Raw genomic sequence first — 17,949 nt, 5'->3', positions numbered from 1 at the left:
TGCCTTGACGGTGCAGCAGGCGGATTCCTATAGTGTGCGCAAGTGGCAGAAAGTGGGATGAAGTGGGTTTTCTGGCACAAAAAAGCTAACATTGTGGGGAATCGCAGCCGTGTTCCGCGGAGCCAACGCCGTCAGCCTCGATGCAAAGGGCCGTCTCGCCATGCCGAGCCGGTACCGTGACGAGCTCGATTCGCGTTGCAATGGTCAGTTGATCGTGACCATCGACGCCGTAGACCCCTGCTTGTGTGTTTACCCCCTCGATGAGTGGGAACAGATTGAAGCCAAGTTGCGCGCCTTGCCGTCGTTGCGTGAGGAAAACCGTCGCCTGCAGCGTTTGCTGATCGGTAACGCGGTTGACCTGGAGCTCGACGGCAGTGGGCGTTTCCTGGTACCGCCCCGCCTGCGGGAGTACGCCAAGCTGGACAAGAAGGCGATGCTGGTGGGGCAACTGAACAAATTCCAGCTGTGGGATGAGGATGCCTGGAACGCAGTTTCGGCAGCCGACCTCGCAGCTATCCAACAACCGGGCGCCATGCCCGACGATTTGCGTGACCTGATCCTGTGACCATAGATAGCGGCTTCAACCACATCACCGTCCTGCTCGACGAAGCTGTCGAGGCACTGGCCCTGCGCCCCGACGGTTGCTATCTCGACGGCACCTTCGGGCGTGGCGGGCACAGCCGTCTGATCCTCAGCAAGCTTGGGCCGCAAGGGCGGCTGCTGGGGTTCGACAAAGATCCTCAAGCGATTGCCACCGGGCAAGCGCTGGCGGCCGAAGACGGCCGCTTTGTCATTGTGCAGCGCAGCTTTGCCGAGCTGGGTGCCGAGGTGGTCGAGCGCGGTCTGGACGGCAAGGTCAGCGGCATTCTGCTCGACCTGGGCGTTTCCTCGCCGCAGCTGGATGACCCGGAACGCGGCTTCAGCTTCCTGAATGACGGCCCGCTGGATATGCGCATGAACCCTGACCAGGGCATAAGCGCCGCCGAATTCATTGCCACTGCATCAGTGGAAGAAATCGCCCGCGTGTTCAAGGAGTACGGCGAAGAACGTTTTGCCGGGCGCATGGCCCGGGCTGTGGTCGAGCGCCGCGAGAAGCAACCGTTCACCCGTACCGCCGACCTCGCCGAAGTGCTGAAGGTTGCCAACCCGGCGTGGGAAAAGGGCAAGAACCCGGCTACACGCGCCTTCCAGGGATTGCGTATCCACGTCAACAACGAGCTTGGCGATCTGGAAGCCGGCCTCGAAGCTGCGCTCGATGCTCTGGAGGTTGGTGGTCGCCTGGCGGTGATCAGCTTCCATTCGCTCGAAGACCGCATCGTCAAGCTGTTCATGCGCAAACTGGTCAAGGGCGAAGCTGACAACTTGCCGCGCAACCTTCCGGTACAGCACAAGGTCTTTGAGCCCAAGATCAAGCTCATCGGCAAGGCGCAGTTTGCCTCCGACGCTGAACTCAAAGCCAACCCGCGGTCGCGCAGCGCCGTGATGCGGGTGGCGGAGAAGCTTCGGTGAGCCGGCTATTCGCCAAACCTTTACCAGGCGGAAGCTTCCTGATGCTTCTGCTGTTTGTCGGCGTGCTCGTTTCGGCCATCGCCGTGTCGTACAGCGCCCACTGGAACCGTCAGTTGCTCAACACCCTGTACGGCGAATTGAATGACCGCGACAAGGCCCAGGCCGAATGGGGTCGGCTGATCCTCGAGCAAAGCACCTGGACCGCCGCCAGCCGCATCGAGAGCCTGGCCTCCGAACAGCTGAAAATGCGCGTGCCCGCGGCTGACGAAGTGCGGATGGTGGCACCATGATGAAGCTCGAAGGCGCACTCTACCCTTGGCGCTTCCGCGTGGTGATCGGCTTGCTGGCGATCATGGTCGGTGCAATCTGCTGGCGGATCATCGACCTGCAGGTGGTCGACCGTGATTTCCTCAAAGGCCAGGGCGATGCCCGTAGCCTGCGGCATATCCCTATTCCGGCACACCGTGGTCTGATCACCGACCGCAATGGCGAGCCGCTGGCGGTCAGTACACCGGTGACCACCCTGTGGGCCAACCCCAAGGAAATGCAGGCGTCCAAGGACCGCTGGCCGCAACTGGCCGCAGCGCTGGGGCAGAACGCCCAGCAGCTGACCGAGCGTCTGACCCAGCAAGCCAGCAAGGAATTCATCTACCTGGTCCGCGGCCTGACCCCAGAGCAGGGCCAGCACGTGCTCGACCTGAAAGTGCCTGGCGTGTACGGCCTGGAAGAATTCCGCCGCTTCTACCCGGCCGGTGACGTCACCGCCCACATGGTCGGCTTCACCGACCTCGACGACCATGGTCGGGAAGGGGTGGAGCTGGCCTACGACGAGTGGCTGGCCGGCGTGCCCGGCAAGCGGCAAGTGATCAAGGACCGGCGTGGCCGGCTGATCAAGGACATTCAGGTCACCAAGAACGCCAAGGCCGGCAAGACCTTGGCGTTGTCTATCGACCTGCGCCTGCAATACCTGGCTACCCGCGAACTGCGCAACGCGATTGCCGAACAGGAAGCCAAGGCCGGCAGCCTGGTGATCATGGACGTCAAGACCGGTGAGGTCCTGGCCATGGTCAACCAGCCGACCTACAACCCCAACAACCGCCGCAGCATGTTCCCTGCCGCCATGCGCAACCGGGCGATCATCGACGTGTTCGAGCCAGGCTCCACGGTCAAGCCGATCTCCATGAGTGCTGCACTGCAGAGCGGCCGCTGGAAGCCGACCGACAAGGTCGAAGTGTACCCGGGCAGCCTGCAGATCGGCCGTTACACCATCAAGGACGTGTCCCGCAGCGAGGGTCCGATCCTCGACCTGACCGGCATCCTGATCAACTCCAGTAACGTCGGCATGAGCAAGATCGCCTTCGACATCGGCGGCGAGGCCATCTATCGGGTCATGTCCCAGGTTGGTCTGGGCCAGTACACCGGCCTCGGCTTCCCTGGCGAGCGCGTCGGCAACCTGCCTAACCACCGTGAGTGGCGCAAGGCTGAAACCGCGACCCTGTCCTACGGCTATGGCGTGTCGGTAACCGCCCTGCAGTTGGTGCACGCCTACGCGGCGCTGGCCAACGACGGCAAGATGGTGCCGCTGTCGATCCTCAAGGTCGACAAGGCGCCCGAGGCCGTCCAGGCCATTCCGAAGGAAACCGCCGAAACCGTGCAGGGCATGCTGCAGCAGGTGATCGAGGCACCGCGTGGCGTGTTCCGTGCCCAGGTGCCGTTCTATCACGTGGGTGGCAAGTCGGGTACTGCGCGTAAGGCCACGGTCGGGTCCAAGGGCTACACCGAAAACGCCTACCGCTCGCTGTTTGCCGGTTTCGGCCCAATGAGCGACCCCCGCTATGCCGTCGTCGTGGTCATCGACGAGCCGAGCAAGGGTGGTTATTTCGGCGGCCTGGTATCGGCGCCGGTGTTCAGCAAAGTCATGTCCGGCACCCTGCGCCTGATGAACGTGCCGCCGGACAACCTGCCACCGCCGACCGAACAGCAGCAAGTCAATGCAGTACCCGCCAAGGGAGGGCGTGGATGATGACAATGCCACTGAGCAAGCTTTTCGCCCACGCCAGCCGCGATCCGTTGATCCGTGAGCTGACCCTGGACAGCCGTGCCGTGCGCGCGGGTGACCTGTTCCTGGCCGTGCCGGGTGCCAAGGTCGACGGCCGTGACCATATCGCCGATGCCTTGGCCCGTGGCGCAGCCGCCGTTGCCTATGAAGAGCAGGGCGCCAGCGTGCTGCCGATTACTGATGCGCCACTGATTCCGGTGAAGGGGTTGGTGGCGCAGCTTTCCAGAATTGCTGGCACCTTCTACGGCGTGCCAAGCCGTCAGCTCAATCTGGTCGGCGTTACCGGAACGAACGGCAAGACCAGTGTCACTCAACTGGTGGCGCAGGCGCTTGACGCACTGGGCCAGCGTTGCGGCCTGATCGGCACATTGGGCACCGGTTTCTTTGGTGAGCTGCAAAGCGGCCGCCTGACCACGCCTGATCCGATCGCGGTGCAATCGACCCTCTACGATCTGAAAAAGGGCGGCGCCAAGGCCGTGGCGATGGAGGTTTCCTCGCATGCTCTGGAGCAGGGCCGTGTTGCTGCGCTGGAATTCGATATCGCGGTGATGACCAACCTGTCCCGTGATCACCTCGACTACCATGGCAGCATGGAGGCCTACGAGGCCGCCAAGGCGAAGTTGTTCGCCTGGCCGAGTCTGCGCTGCCAAGTCGTCAACCTCGACGATGGGTTCGGTCGCCGCCTGGCCGAAGACTTTGCCCGACGTCCGAGTGCCGATCTTATCGAGACCCGTTTACTCAGCTATAGCCTGGAAAACCCGGACGCCTCGCTGTTCTGCCGTGAAGCCCACTTCGATGACGATGGCGTGCGCGCGGTCCTCGTCACCGCCCAGGGTGAACGTACCCTGCGCAGCCAATTGCTCGGTCGCTTCAACTTGAGCAACGTGCTCGCGGCCGTGGCAACGTTGCTGGCCCTGGATTATTCGTTGGACGAAATACTCAAGGTCACCCCGCAGTTGCAGGGGCCGATTGGCCGCATGCAGCGCCTGGGTGGCGGTAAGAAACCGCTGGTGGTGGTCGATTACGCCCACACCCCCGACGCACTGGAAAAAGTCCTCGAAGCCCTGCGCCCGCATGCCCATGGCAAGCTGCTGTGCCTGTTCGGCTGTGGCGGCGACCGCGATCGCGGCAAGCGCCCGCTGATGGCCCAGGTGGCCGAGCGCCTGGCTGACCGGGTACTGGTCACCGATGACAATCCACGTACCGAAGATCCGCAAGGCATCTTCGCCGATATCCGCCCCGGTTTCGCCAAGCCCCACAGCGTCGAATTCGTCGCCGGCCGTGGCGAGGCCATTGCACACCTGATCGCTTCTGCTGCTGCCGATGACGTCATCGTCCTGGCCGGCAAGGGCCACGAGGATTACCAGGAGATCCATGGCGAGCGCCATGACTTCTCCGACTTGGTCGAAGCCGAGAAGGCACTTGCAGCCTGGGAGGCTCCACATGCTTAAGCCCATGACACTCAGCCAGCTGACCACGGCACTGAGTGCTCGCCAGATCAGCGCCGACGCCAGCTTCACCGGTGTCAGCATCGACAGCCGTAGCGTTGCACCCGGGCAGTTGTTCGTTGCCCTGGCCGGCCCGCGTTTCGACGGTCACAACTACCTGGCCGATGTGAAGGCCAAGGGCGCGGTGGCAGCATTGGTCGAGCGCGAGGTCGCCGACGTGGACCTGCCGCAGTTGTTGGTCAAGGACTGCCGCATGGCGCTCGGCCAGCTGGGGGCGTTGAATCGCGCTGCTTTCGACAAGCCGGTAGTGGCCATCACGGGCTCCAGCGGCAAGACCACGGTCAAGGAGATGCTCGCCAGCATCCTGCGCACCCGTGGTCTGGTGCATGCCACCCGAGGCAACTTGAACAATGACCTTGGTGCGCCGCTGACCCTGCTGGAAATCGCCGCGGAGCACAGTGCCGCGGTCATCGAACTGGGCGCATCGCGCATCGGCGAAATTCGCTACACCGTCGGCCTGACCCAGCCGCAGGTGGTCGTCATCAATAACGCCGGTACTGCCCACGTTGGCGAGTTCGGTGGCCCGGAAAAAATCGTCGAAGCCAAAGGTGAAATTCTTGAAGGCTTGGGCGAGGGTGGTACGGCCATCCTCAATCTGGACGACAAGGCCTTTGCCATCTGGAAGGCGCGCGCCGGTGCGAACAAGGTCATCAGCTTCGCCCGCAATGACGCGCGCGCCAATTTCTACGCCACCACTATCGGTCGCGATGCGCGTGGTTGTCCTTCATTCACCCTGCATGGCGGTGGTGAGTCGGTGGATGTGCAGCTCAACGTGCTGGGTGAACACAACGTCAGCAATGCCCTGGCCGCCGCCGCCGCCGCACACGCCGTTGGTCTGAGCCTGAGCGGCATCGCCGCCGGCCTGAATGCCGTGCAACCGGTCAAGGGCCGCACCGTGGCACAGATCGCGCCGACCGGTGTGCGGGTGATCGATGACAGTTACAACGCAAATCCCACCTCGATGTGCGCGGCCATTGATATACTCGCCGGCTTTTCCGGGCGCACCGTTCTGGTGCTTGGGGATATCGGCGAGCTGGGCCAATGGGCGGAGGAAGGCCACCGTCAGGTGGGCGATTACGCACGCGGCAAAATCGACGCCCTGTACGCGGTAGGTTCCAACATGGCACATGCGGTCAAGGCGTTCGGCGCCAATGGCCGTCATTTCGCGACTCAAGCTGAGCTGATCGAGGCCGTTGGCGCCGAGACGGACAGCAACACCACTATCTTGATCAAGGGCTCGCGCAGCGCTGCGATGGAAAACGTCGTGGCTGCACTGTGCGGTGCCAGCGGGGAGAAACATTAATGCTGCTGCTGTTGGCTGAGTATCTGCAACAGTTCCATAAAGGCTTCGCGGTCTTCCAGTACCTGTCCCTGCGCGGGATCCTTGGTGTACTGACCGCGTTGTCGCTGGCGCTGTGGCTGGGCCCGTGGATGATCCGTACCCTGCAGATCCGCCAGATCGGTCAGGCCGTTCGTAATGACGGCCCACAATCGCACTTGTCGAAGTCCGGCACCCCCACCATGGGCGGCGCCCTGATCCTGTCCGCCATCGGCGTCAGCACCTTGCTGTGGGCCGACCTGTCCAATCGCTACGTGTGGACGGTACTGATCGTCACCTTGCTGTTCGGCGCCATTGGCTGGGTCGACGACTACCGCAAGGTGATCGAAAAGAACTCGCGAGGCCTGCCGAGCCGCTGGAAGTATTTCTGGCAGTCGGTATTTGGCCTGGGCGCTGCGATCTTCCTGTTCAAGACTGCGCCGACCTCGGTCGAAACCACCCTGATCGTGCCGTTCCTCAAGGACGTCACCATTCCGCTGGGTATTGGCTTCGTCGTGCTCACCTACTTCGTCATCGTCGGTTCGAGCAACGCGGTCAACCTGACCGACGGCCTCGATGGACTGGCGATCATGCCGACGGTGATGGTCGGCGGCGCCCTGGGCATCTTCTGCTACCTGTCGGGTAACGTGAAGTTCGCCGAGTACCTGCTGATCCCTTATGTACCGGGCTCGGGAGAGCTGATCGTGTTCTGCGGCGCGCTGATCGGCGCGGGCCTGGGTTTCCTGTGGTTCAACACGTACCCGGCCCAGGTATTCATGGGTGACGTCGGTGCGCTGGCGCTGGGCGCTGCATTGGGCACCATCGCCGTGATCGTGCGCCAGGAAATCGTCCTGTTCATCATGGGCGGCATCTTCGTGATGGAAACCCTGTCGGTGGTGATCCAGGTTGCCTCCTTCAAGTTGACCGGCAAGCGCGTGTTCCGCATGGCGCCGATCCACCACCACTTTGAACTCAAGGGCTGGCCTGAGCCGCGCGTGATTGTCCGCTTCTGGATCATCACCGTGATTCTCGTGCTGATCGGCCTTGCAACCCTGAAACTGAGGTAGACGAGCGTGTCACTGATCGCTTCCGACCAATTCCGCATCGTTGTCGGCCTCGGCAAGAGCGGCATGTCCCTGGTTCGCTTCCTGGCGAGCCGGGGCATTGCCTTTGCGGTCGCCGACACCCGTGAGCAACCGCCGGAACTGGACACCCTGCGCCGTGATTACCCGCAGGTGGAAGTGCGCTGTGGTGAACTGGATGTGGACTTCCTGTGCCGCGCCAACGAGCTGTACGTGAGCCCCGGCCTGGCTTTGGCCACGCCGGCGCTACAGCAGGCGGCGGCGCGCGGAGTGAAGCTGTCCGGCGACATCGAGCTGTTCGCCCGCCACGCCAAGGCACCGATCATCGCCATCAGTGGCTCCAACGCAAAAAGCACGGTGACTACCCTGGTCGGCGAGATGGCCGCCAAGGCCGGCAAGCGTGTGGCGGTGGGTGGCAACCTGGGTACGCCGGCCCTGGACCTGCTCAGCGACGACGTCGAGCTGTACGTCATGGAACTGTCGAGTTTCCAGCTGGAAACCACCGACCAGCTCAATGCTGAAGTGGCCACCGTGCTGAACATCAGCGAAGACCACATGGACCGCTACAGCGGCCTGCCGGCTTACCACCTGGCCAAGCACCGGATCTTCCGTGGTGCCCAGCAGGTGGTGGTCAACCGCCAGGATGCCTTGAGCCGCCCACTGCCGGTCGAGGGCCGCCCGTGCTGGACCTTCGGCCTCAACCAGCCAGACTTCAAGGGCTTCGGCCTGCGTGAGGTCGATGGCGAGAAATACCTGGCCTTCGAGTTCCAGGCGCTGATGCCAGCGCGCGAGCTGAAGGTTCGTGGCGCCCACAACCAGAGCAACGCCCTGGCAGCGTTGGCCCTGGGCCATGCCGCTGGTTTGCCCTTCGAGCCGATGCTCGAAGCCCTGCGTGAATTCGGTGGCCTGGCCCACCGTTGCCAATGGGTACGCGAGCGCAACGGCGTGAGCTGGTACGACGATTCCAAGGCCACCAACGTCGGTGCGGCCCTGGCTGCTATCGAGGGCCTGGGTGCGGACATTGAAGGCAAGCTGGTGCTGATCGCCGGCGGCGACGGCAAAGGTGCCGACTTTGCCGCCCTGCGTGAGCCGGTCGCGCGCTTCTGCCGCGCCGTGGTGCTGCTCGGCCGTGATGCCGAGCGCCTGGCCGCAACCTTGGGCGATGCCGTGCCATTGGTGCGGGTCAAGACCCTCGACGAAGCCGTGCAACAGTGCGCCGAACTGGCACAACCTGGCGATGCCGTGCTGCTGTCGCCGGCCTGTGCCAGCCTGGATATGTTCAAGAACTTCGAAGAACGCGGGCGCCTGTTCGCCCAGGCGGCGGGGGGGCTGGCATGATCTTCGGCGTCCTCAAGCCTTATCCGTCGCCGCTGATCAGCGGTCGGGGCGTCGACCTCGACTTCGCTTTCCTGGCCGGTTGCCTGGCACTGCTTGGCCTGGGCCTGGTGATGATCACCTCGGCATCCTCGGAAGTGGCCGCCGTGCAGTCCGGCAACCCGCTGTACCATATGTTCCGCCACCTGGTGTACGTGGCCATTGGCCTGGTCGCCTGTGGCGCGACCATGATGGTGCCGATCGCCACGTGGCAACGCATGGGTTTCATGATGCTGGTCGGTGCCTTCGCCTTGCTGGTCATGGTGCTGATACCGGGTATTGGCCGCGAAGTGAACGGTTCGATGCGCTGGATTGGTTTCAGCTTCTTCAACGTGCAGCCTTCGGAGATCGCCAAGGTCTTCGTGGTCATCTATCTCGCAGGCTATCTGGTACGCCGTCAGACCGAAGTGCGCGAGAGCTGGATGGGCTTCTTCAAGCCGTTCATCGTGCTGCTGCCAATGGCCGGCCTGCTGCTGATGGAGCCGGACTTCGGTGCCACCGTGGTGATGATGGGCGCCGCCGCCGCCATGCTGTTCCTCGGCGGGGTGGGGCTGTTCCGTTTCAGTCTGATGGTGGTGTTGGCGGTGGTCGCGGTGTTCGTGCTGGTGCAGGCGCAGCCCTATCGAATGGCGCGCTTGATCACCTTCACCGACCCGTGGTCCGATCAGTTCGGCTCCGGCTACCAGCTGACCCAGGCACTGATCGCCTTTGGCCGCGGCGAGTGGCTGGGTGTGGGCCTGGGCAACAGTGTGCAGAAGCAGTTCTACCTGCCTGAAGCGCATACCGACTTCGTGTTCTCGGTACTCGCCGAAGAACTGGGCGTGGTCGGTTCGCTGGTGACCATCGCGCTGTTCGTCTTCGTCACCGTGCGTGCCCTGTACATCGGCCTGTGGGCCGAGAAAGCCAAGCAGTACTTTGCCGCCTACGTGGCGTTCGGCCTGGCGTTCCTGTGGATCGGCCAGTTCTTGATCAACATTGGCGTGAACGTCGGCCTGCTGCCGACCAAGGGCCTGACCTTGCCGTTCCTCAGTTACGGGGGCAGCTCGCTGGTGATCTGCTGCGCCTGCGTGGGCTTGTTGCTACGCATCGAATGGGAGAGCCGCACGCACCTGGGCAGTGAGGAACACGAATTCAACGAAAGCGATTTTGCCGAGGAGACCAATCATGGCCGCTGACGGCAAGAACGTACTGATCATGGCCGGCGGTACCGGGGGCCACGTGTTCCCGGCCCTGGCCTGCGCCCGTGAATTCCAGGCGCGCGGTTACAGCGTGCACTGGCTGGGCACACCGCGCGGCATCGAGAATGAACTGGTACCACAGGCCGGCTTGCCGCTGCACCTGATCCAGGTCAGCGGCTTGCGTGGCAAAGGCAAGCTGTCGCTGCTCAAGGCGCCGTTCACCCTGGTCAAGGCGGTGTGGCAGGCGCGCAGCATCATTCGTCAGCTCAAGCCGGTCTGCGTGCTGGGCTTCGGCGGCTACGTGACTGGTCCAGGTGGCGTGGCTGCGCGGCTGTGCGGTGTACCGCTGGTGATTCACGAACAGAATGCCCGCGCCGGAACCGCCAATCGCCTGCTGGTGCCGCTGTCGGCGCGCGTCTGCGAGGCGTTCCCGGGCACCTTTGCCAGCGATGACAAACTGCGTACCACCGGCAATCCAGTGCGCGCGGAACTGTTCATGGATGCCCTGCGTGCACCCCTGGCCGAGCGCCGCGCGCGCTTGTTGGTCATGGGGGGCAGCCTGGGTGCGGAACCATTGAACAAATTGTTGCCTAAGGCCCTGTCCGAAGTGCCCGCCAACCTGCGGCCCGAGGTGTTCCACCAGGCCGGCAAGCACCACGCGCCGATCACCGCCGAGCGGTATCAGGAGGCGGGTGTCGACGCTCAGGTAGAACCGTTCATCAAAGACATGGCCCACGCCTATGGCTGGGCCGACCTGGTGGTGTGCCGCGCGGGTGCCTTGACCGTGAGCGAACTCGCGGCGGCAGGCCTGCCTTCGATGCTGGTGCCTTTGCCCCACGCCATCGACGATCACCAGACCCACAACGCCCAATATCTGGCTCGGGAAGGCGCCGCCTTCCTCATGCCACAAGCGACAACTGGCGCAGCGCAACTCGCTGAACGCCTGAACGAGGTGCTGATGCAACCCGAGAAACTCAACACCATGGCCGGCACCGCACGGCGCCTGGCCAAACCTGCAGCAACCAGCACCGTGGTGGATATCTGCCTGGAGGTGGCCCATGGTTGAAAGCCAGAAAGCCATGCCCCATCCGAAGATGGGCCGTATCCGTCGCATCCACTTCGTCGGTATCGGCGGCGTGGGCATGTGCGGCATCGCCGAAGTGCTGCTGAATCTGGGCTATGAAGTGTCCGGTTCCGACCTCAAGGCATCGCCGGTTACCGAGCGCCTGGAGTCGTTCGGTGCCGAAATCTTCGTCGGCCACCGTGCCGAGAACGCTGCCAATGCCGATGTGCTGGTAGTGTCCAGCGCCATCAACCCGGCCAACCCGGAAGTGGCCACCGCCCTTGAGCGGCGCATTCCAGTGGTGCCACGTGCCGAGATGCTCGCCGAGCTGATGCGCTATCGCCACGGCGTGGCCGTTGCCGGTACCCACGGCAAGACCACCACCACTAGCCTGCTGGCTTCGGTATTCGCCGCTGGCGGCCTGGATCCGACCTTCGTCATCGGCGGCCGCCTGACCGCTGCCGGCACCAATGCCCAGCTGGGCACCAGCCGCTACCTGATCGCCGAAGCCGATGAAAGCGACGCCAGCTTCCTGCACCTGCAGCCGATGGTCGCCGTGGTCACCAACATTGACGCTGACCACATGGCCACCTACGAAGGCGACTTCAACAAGCTGAAGAAAACCTTCGTCGAGTTCTTGCACAACCTGCCGTTCTACGGTCTGGCCGTGATGTGCCTGGACGACCCGGTGGTGCGTGAGATCCTGCCCCAGGTCAAGCGCCCAACCGTGACCTATGGCTTCAGCGAAGAGGCCGACATCCGCGCCATCAATGTGCGCCAGCAGGGCATGCAGACCCACTTCACCGTGCTGCGCCGCGACTGCGAGCCGCTGGAAGTGTCGGTGAACATGCCCGGCAACCACAACGTGCTCAACGCCCTGGCGACCATCGCCATTGCCACTGACGAAGGCATCAGCGACGCCGCCATCGTCCAGGGCCTTTCCGGCTTCCAGGGTGTCGGCCGACGTTTCCAGGTGTATGGCGAACTGCCGGTCGACGGCGGCAGCGTGATGCTGGTCGACGACTACGGCCACCACCCGACCGAAGTGGCCGCGGTGATCAAGGCCGTGCGCGGCGGGTGGCCAAGCCGCCGTCTGGTCATCGTCTACCAGCCGCACCGCTACAGCCGTACCCGTGACCTGTACGACGACTTCGTACAGGTGCTGGGCGATGCCAACGTGCTGCTGCTGATGGAGGTCTACCCGGCCGGTGAAGAACCGATCCCCGGTGCCGACAGCCGTCAGCTGTGCCACAGCATCCGCCAGCGCGGCAAGCTGGACCCGATCTACATCGAACGTGGCGCCGAGCTGGCGCCGCTGGTCAAACCGCTGCTGCGCGCCGGCGACATCCTGCTGTGCCAGGGTGCCGGTGATGTCGGTGGCCTGGCCCCGCAATTGATGAAAAGCCCGCTGTTCGCAGGCGCCAAGCAGGAGAAGTCGAAATGACCAGCGCCTACGACAAGTTGCACTCGACCCTGGACGTCAAGGCGTTCGGCCGCGTCGCCGTGCTGTACGGTGGCAAGAGCGCCGAGCGTGAAGTCTCGCTGAAATCCGGCGCTGCGGTGATCGCCGCGCTGACCAGCGCCGGTGTCGACGTGGTCGCCATCGATGTGGGCGACGACCTGCTGACGCGTCTGCAGAACGAAAAGATCGACCGCGCCTTCATCATCCTCCACGGCCGTGGCGGCGAAGACGGCAGCATGCAAGGCCTGCTGGAGTGCCTGAGCATTCCTTACACCGGCAGCGGCATCCTCGCGTCGGCCCTGGCCATGGACAAGCTTCGCACCAAGCAGGTGTGGCAGAGCCTGGGCATTCCGACCCCGCGCCACGCCGTACTGGCCAGCGAAAGCGATTGTGTTGCCGCCAGCAGGGAACTGGGCTTCCCGTTGATCGTCAAACCTGCCCATGAAGGCTCTAGCATCGGTATGGCCAAGGTGAACAGCGAGCAGGAACTGATCGCTGCCTGGCAAGACGCCGCCCACTACGATTCGCAAGTTCTGGTCGAACAATGGATTCACGGCCCGGAGTTCACCATCGCCGTGCTGCGTGGCCAGGTGCTGCCGCCGATCGCGCTGGGCACCCCGCACGTGTTCTACGACTACGACGCCAAGTACATCGCCAATGACACCCAGTACCGCATCCCGTGTGGGCTGGACGCTGTCAAGGAACAGGAACTGATCGACCTGACCGCGCGCGCCTGCGATGCCATCGGCATCGAAGGCTGGGGCCGGCTGGACGTGATGCAGGACGAGCAGGGCCGGTTCTGGCTGCTCGAAGTCAACACCGCACCGGGCATGACTGATCATAGCCTGGTGCCCATGGCGGCCCGCGCGGCCGGTCTGGACTTCCAGCAACTGGTGCTGGCGATCCTGGCCGACAGCGTAGCGACGCGAGGTTAACCAGCCATGCAAGGCGCGATGATACGTCAGCAGCAACCCGTTACCGGCCGCAGCAAGCCGGTGCCGCGTGGTGCCAGCCGACTGGTGGCCGACGAGCCCGTATCGGCGCGCCTGCCGCGGCCGAGCCTGGGCGGCCTCAAGCGCCTGCTGTGGCCAGTATTGCTGGTGGCCGCAGGCTTCGGCGCTTATGAAGGCGCCATTCGCCTGATGCCCTATGCCGACCGACCGATCACCAAGATCGACGTGCAAGGTGACCTCAGCTACATCAGCCAGCAGTCGGTACAACAGCGAATCGCGCCGTACGTGGCGGCGAGCTTCTTCAGTGTCGACCTTACGGCGATGCGTGCGGAGCTTGAGCAGATGCCCTGGATCGCCCACGCCGAAGTGCGCCGGGTGTGGCCGGACGAGGTGGTGATCCGCCTGGAAGAACAGCTGCCAGTGGCGCGCTGGGGTGACGAAGCCTTGCTCAACAACCAGGGCCAGGCCTTTACCCCACGCGAGCTGGCCAACTATGAACACCTGCCGCAGCTGGCCGGACCGCAGCGTGCTCAGCAACAAGTCATGCAGCAGTATCAGGTATTGAGTCAGATGCTGCGCCCCCTGGGTTTTTCCATCGCTCGCCTGGAGCTGCGCGAGCGGGGCAGCTGGTTCCTGACCACCGGTGCCGTCAACGACGGGCCGGGTGTCGAGCTGCTGTTGGGGCGCGACCATCTGGTGGAGAAGATGCGCCGTTTCATTGCCATTTACGACAAGACACTCAAAGAGCAGATCACCAACATCGCCCGCATTGATCTGCGATATGCCAACGGACTTGCCGTTGGTTGGCGGGAACCGAACGCACCGACGACGGCCCAACCCGCCGTTGCGAAGAATTAGAGAGAGGCAGGACCATGGCAAACGCGCATAGCGGCAAAATGATCGTCGGGCTGGACATTGGCACCTCCAAGGTGGTGGCGCTGGTGGGTGAAGTGGGCGAAGACGGCACCCTCGAGATCGTGGGTATCGGCACCCACCCGTCCCGCGGCCTGAAGAAGGGCGTGGTGGTGAACATCGAGTCGACCGTGCAGTCGATCCAGCGTGCGGTCGAAGAAGCGCAGCTGATGGCGGGCTGCCGCATTCACTCGGCGTTCGTCGGCGTGGCCGGCAACCACATCCGCAGCCTGAACTCCCACGGCATCGTCGCCATCCGCGACCGCGAGGTCAGCGTTGCCGACCTCGAACGCGTACTCGACGCCGCCCAGGCCGTGGCTATCCCGGCTGACCAGCGCGTGCTGCACACCCTGCCGCAGGACTACGTGATCGACAACCAGGAAGGCGTGCGCGAGCCGCTGGGCATGTCCGGCGTGCGCCTGGAAGCCAAGGTTCACGTGGTCACCTGCGCGGTCAACGCGGCGCAGAACATCGAGAAGTGCGTGCGCCGCTGCGGCCTGGAAATCGACGACATCATCCTCGAGCAGCTTGCCTCGGCCTACTCGGTGCTGACCGATGACGAGAAAGAACTCGGCGTGTGCCTGGTGGACATCGGCGGCGGCACCACCGACATCGCCATCTTCACCGAAGGCGCGATCCGTCACACCGCGGTCATCCCGATTGCCGGCGACCAGGTGACCAACGACATCGCCATGGCCCTGCGTACGCCGACCCAGTATGCCGAGGAAATCAAGATCCGCTACGCCTGCGCCCTGGCCAAACTGGCCGGCGCCGGCGAGACCATCAAGGTGCCGAGCGTGGGCGACCGTCCGCCGCGCGAGCTGTCGCGCCAGGCCCTGGCCGAGGTGGTGGAGCCACGTTACGACGAGCTCTTCACCCTGATTCAGGCCGAGCTGCGCCGCAGCGGCTACGAGGACCTGGTGCCAGCCGGCATCGTCCTCACCGGCGGCACCGCGAAGATGGAAGGTGCCGTGGAATTGGCCGAGGAAATCTTCCACATGCCGGTACGCCTGGGCGTACCGCACAGTGTTCGGGGGCTGAGCGACGTGGTGCGCAACCCGATCTATTCCACCGGCGTGGGCTTGCTCACCTACGGCCTGCTCAAGCAGTCCGAGGACCTGGTCCTGACCGGTAATAGCAACAGCAGCAGCAACAGCTATGGCGATGAACCGAAGGCCCCAGTGCTTGAGCGCTTCAAGCGGTGGGTCCAGGGCAACTTCTAAGTTTCAAAGCAGTAGTGGTAGGCGCGACAACTAGAGAACTGTAAGGAGAGGGAAAATGTTCGAGCTCGTAGACAACGTCCCGCAAAGCCCGGTCATCAAGGTGATCGGCGTCGGCGGTGGCGGCGGCAACGCCGTCAACCACATGGTGAAGAGCAGCATCGAAGGCGTCGAGTTCATCTGCGCCAACACCGATGCCCAGGCGCTGAAAAGCATTGGCGCACGCACCATCCTGCAACTGGGTACCGGCGTAACCAAGGGTCTGGGTGCCGGTGCCAATCCGGAAGTCGGCCGTCAGGCCGCGCTGGAAGACCGTGAGCGCATCGCCGAAGTGCTGCAAGGCACCAACATGGTGTTCATCACCACAGGCATGGGTGGCGGTACTGGTACCGGTGCTGCACCGATCATCGCCGAAGTGGCGAAGGAAATGGGCATTCTCACCGTCGCCGTGGTGACCCGCCCGTTCCCGTTCGAAGGCCGCAAACGTATGCAGATCGCCGATGAAGGCATCCGCATGCTGGCCGAGAGCGTCGACTCGCTGATCACCATCCCCAACGAGAAGCTGCTGACCATCCTGGGCAAGGATGCAAGCCTGCTGTCCGCCTTCGCCAAGGCTGACGATGTACTGGCCGGCGCCGTTCGCGGTATCTCCGACATCATCAAGCGTCCAGGCATGATCAACGTCGACTTCGCCGACGTGCGCACCGTGATGGGCGAGATGGGCATGGCGATGATGGGTACCGGTTGCGCCAGCGGCCCGAACCGCGCGCGCGAAGCCACCGAAGCGGCAATTCGCAACCCGCTGCTCGAAGATGTCAACCTGCAGGGCGCCCGCGGCATCCTGGTGAACATCACCGCAGGCCCTGACCTGTCGCTGGGTGAGTACTCCGACGTCGGTAGCATCATCGAAGCCTTCGCCTCCGACCACGCGATGGTCAAGGTCGGCACCGTGATCGATCCGGACATGCGCGACGAACTGCACGTGACCGTGGTCGCCACTGGCCTGGGCGCGCGCATCGAGAAGCCGGTCAAGGTGGTCGACAACACCCTGCAGACCGCGCAGCAGGCGTACGAGGCCTCCAATCCGGCACCGGTTCGTCAGGAGCAGCCAGCAGTGAACTACCGTGACCTGGAGCGTCCGACCGTGATGCGCAACCAGGCCCATGCAGGCGCCGCGGCGGCAGCTAAACTCAACCCTCAGGATGATCTGGACTACCTGGATATCCCAGCCTTCCTGCGTCGTCAGGCTGATTAATGGAATTTATCAGGGGTATAAGGGTGATTGGTGTTCAGCAAAGGCGGGGTCTGGTATTATCCTTAGCCTTTGTTGATACCTGTTCGCAATTAGCGATGAAGCGGCCAATGCCATGATTAGACAACGCACCCTGAAGAATACCATCCGTGCCACAGGCGTCGGCCTGCACTCCGGGGAGAAGGTCTACCTGACCCTCAAGCCTGCGCCTGTCGATACCGGCATCGTCTTCCGTCGCGCCGACCTCGACCCTGTGGTCGAGATCCCGGCACGTGCGGCCAACGTCGGTGAGACCACCATGTCCACCACACTGGTCAACGGTGACGTCAAGGTCGATACCGTCGAGCACCTGCTCTCCGCCATGGCGGGTCTGGGCATCGATAACGCCTACGTCGAGCTCTCCGCCTCGGAAGTTCCGATCATGGATGGCAGCGCCGGTCCCTTCGTATTCCTGATTCAGTCTGCCGGCCTGGAAGAACAGGACGCAGCCAAGAAGTTCATCCGCATCCTGCGCGAAGTGACAGTGGAAGAGGGCGACAAGCGCGCCACTTTCCTGCCGTTCGAAGGCTTCAAGGTGAGCTTCGAGATCGACTTCGATCACCCGGTCCTCAAGGGCCAGACCCAGAGCGCTGTCGTCGACTTTTCGAGCACCTCGTTCGTCAAGGAAGTCAGCCGCGCCCGTACCTTCGGTTTCATGCGTGACATCGAGTACCTGCGCAAGCACAACCTTGCGCTGGGCGGCAGTGTCGAGAACGCCATCGTCGTCGACGAGACCGGTGTATTGAATGAAGACGGCCTTCGCTCCGAAGACGAATTCGTCAAGCACAAGATCCTCGACGCCATCGGCGACCTCTACCTGCTGGGCAACAGCCTGATCGGCGAGTTCAAGGGCTACAAGTCCGGGCACTCGCTGAACAACCAGCTGCTGCGCAAGCTCATCAAAGAAACCGATGCCTGGGAAGTGGTCACGTTCGAAGATGCCAGCACGGCGCCGATCTCATACATGCGCCCTGTTGCGGCCGTGTAAGTTCGAACACTCTCTAGTTCATTGAGGCCACC

Annotated in this window: 16 protein-coding genes; all 16 read left to right on the top strand. The window is 63.4% G+C overall.

Going from position 1 to position 17,949, the window contains the following annotated elements; all coding sequences use genetic code 11:
• The first annotated feature begins 109 nt into the window (after positions 1 to 109).
• The 16 genes from mraZ (at position 110) to lpxC (ending at position 17,917) form a co-directional block, all read left to right on the top strand.
• The gene (mraZ, locus tag ACZ6YA_RS12155; protein WP_011535546.1) at positions 110 to 565 is read left to right on the top strand and encodes a division/cell wall cluster transcriptional repressor MraZ; all 456 of its coding nucleotides are present in this window, start codon (positions 110 to 112) and stop codon (positions 563 to 565) included.
• A complete protein-coding gene (rsmH, locus tag ACZ6YA_RS12150; protein WP_465897355.1) occupies positions 562 to 1,509 on the top strand; it encodes a 16S rRNA (cytosine(1402)-N(4))-methyltransferase RsmH in 948 nt (315 codons plus the stop codon). Before mraZ ends, rsmH begins: the two co-directional genes overlap by 4 nt.
• Complete coding sequence (ftsL, locus tag ACZ6YA_RS12145; protein WP_465897354.1) at positions 1,506 to 1,799, top strand: cell division protein FtsL; 294 nt, start codon at positions 1,506 to 1,508, stop codon at positions 1,797 to 1,799. The genes rsmH and ftsL overlap by 4 nt, the downstream gene beginning before the upstream one ends.
• Positions 1,799 to 3,532, top strand: coding sequence for a peptidoglycan D,D-transpeptidase FtsI family protein (locus ACZ6YA_RS12140; protein ID WP_465897465.1), 1,734 nt, complete (start codon positions 1,799 to 1,801; stop codon positions 3,530 to 3,532). Before ftsL ends, ACZ6YA_RS12140 begins: the two co-directional genes overlap by 1 nt.
• Positions 3,529 to 5,019, top strand: coding sequence for a UDP-N-acetylmuramoyl-L-alanyl-D-glutamate--2,6-diaminopimelate ligase (locus ACZ6YA_RS12135; protein ID WP_465897353.1), 1,491 nt, complete (start codon positions 3,529 to 3,531; stop codon positions 5,017 to 5,019). The genes ACZ6YA_RS12140 and ACZ6YA_RS12135 overlap by 4 nt, the downstream gene beginning before the upstream one ends.
• A complete protein-coding gene (locus ACZ6YA_RS12130) occupies positions 5,012 to 6,379 on the top strand; it encodes a UDP-N-acetylmuramoyl-tripeptide--D-alanyl-D-alanine ligase (RefSeq protein ID WP_465897352.1) in 1,368 nt (455 codons plus the stop codon). The genes ACZ6YA_RS12135 and ACZ6YA_RS12130 overlap by 8 nt, the downstream gene beginning before the upstream one ends.
• A complete protein-coding gene (gene mraY, locus ACZ6YA_RS12125) occupies positions 6,379 to 7,461 on the top strand; it encodes a phospho-N-acetylmuramoyl-pentapeptide-transferase (protein ID WP_465897351.1) in 1,083 nt (360 codons plus the stop codon). The genes ACZ6YA_RS12130 and mraY overlap by 1 nt, the downstream gene beginning before the upstream one ends.
• Positions 7,462 to 7,467: 6 nt before the next feature.
• Positions 7,468 to 8,814 (top strand): UDP-N-acetylmuramoyl-L-alanine--D-glutamate ligase, encoded by a 1,347-nt coding sequence (murD, locus tag ACZ6YA_RS12120; RefSeq protein ID WP_465897350.1) that lies wholly within the window; start codon positions 7,468 to 7,470, stop codon positions 8,812 to 8,814.
• Positions 8,814 to 10,025, top strand: coding sequence for a putative lipid II flippase FtsW (gene ftsW, locus ACZ6YA_RS12115; RefSeq protein WP_465897463.1), 1,212 nt, complete (start codon positions 8,814 to 8,816; stop codon positions 10,023 to 10,025). The genes murD and ftsW overlap by 1 nt, the downstream gene beginning before the upstream one ends.
• On the top strand, positions 10,015 to 11,094 hold the full coding sequence (gene murG / locus ACZ6YA_RS12110; RefSeq protein ID WP_465897349.1) for an undecaprenyldiphospho-muramoylpentapeptide beta-N-acetylglucosaminyltransferase: 1,080 nt from the start codon (positions 10,015 to 10,017) through the stop codon (positions 11,092 to 11,094). Before ftsW ends, murG begins: the two co-directional genes overlap by 11 nt.
• Positions 11,087 to 12,535: a UDP-N-acetylmuramate--L-alanine ligase gene (gene murC, locus ACZ6YA_RS12105; RefSeq protein ID WP_465897348.1), complete on the top strand. Its 1,449-nt coding sequence runs from the start codon at positions 11,087 to 11,089 to the stop codon at positions 12,533 to 12,535. The genes murG and murC overlap by 8 nt, the downstream gene beginning before the upstream one ends.
• On the top strand, positions 12,532 to 13,488 hold the full coding sequence (locus tag ACZ6YA_RS12100; RefSeq protein WP_465897347.1) for a D-alanine--D-alanine ligase: 957 nt from the start codon (positions 12,532 to 12,534) through the stop codon (positions 13,486 to 13,488). The genes murC and ACZ6YA_RS12100 overlap by 4 nt, the downstream gene beginning before the upstream one ends.
• Positions 13,489 to 13,494: 6 nt before the next feature.
• Positions 13,495 to 14,364 carry a cell division protein FtsQ/DivIB gene (locus tag ACZ6YA_RS12095; protein WP_465897346.1) on the top strand — a complete coding sequence of 290 codons (870 nt, stop codon included), beginning with the start codon at positions 13,495 to 13,497 and terminating at the stop codon, positions 14,362 to 14,364.
• A gap of 14 nt (positions 14,365 to 14,378) precedes the next feature.
• A complete protein-coding gene (ftsA, locus tag ACZ6YA_RS12090) occupies positions 14,379 to 15,641 on the top strand; it encodes a cell division protein FtsA (RefSeq protein WP_186477488.1) in 1,263 nt (420 codons plus the stop codon).
• 55 nt (positions 15,642 to 15,696) lie between these two features.
• Positions 15,697 to 16,893 carry a cell division protein FtsZ gene (gene ftsZ / locus ACZ6YA_RS12085; RefSeq protein WP_016488958.1) on the top strand — a complete coding sequence of 399 codons (1,197 nt, stop codon included), beginning with the start codon at positions 15,697 to 15,699 and terminating at the stop codon, positions 16,891 to 16,893.
• A gap of 112 nt (positions 16,894 to 17,005) precedes the next feature.
• Complete coding sequence (lpxC, locus tag ACZ6YA_RS12080) at positions 17,006 to 17,917, top strand: UDP-3-O-acyl-N-acetylglucosamine deacetylase (RefSeq protein ID WP_403134838.1); 912 nt, start codon at positions 17,006 to 17,008, stop codon at positions 17,915 to 17,917.
• Positions 17,918 to 17,949: the final 32 nt, after the last annotated feature.

This window comes from Pseudomonas sp. NPDC090752, from assembly GCF_055584805.1.
The sequence above is the reverse complement of the archived record's forward strand: the minus strand, read 5'-3'. Positions and strand labels throughout refer to the sequence as shown.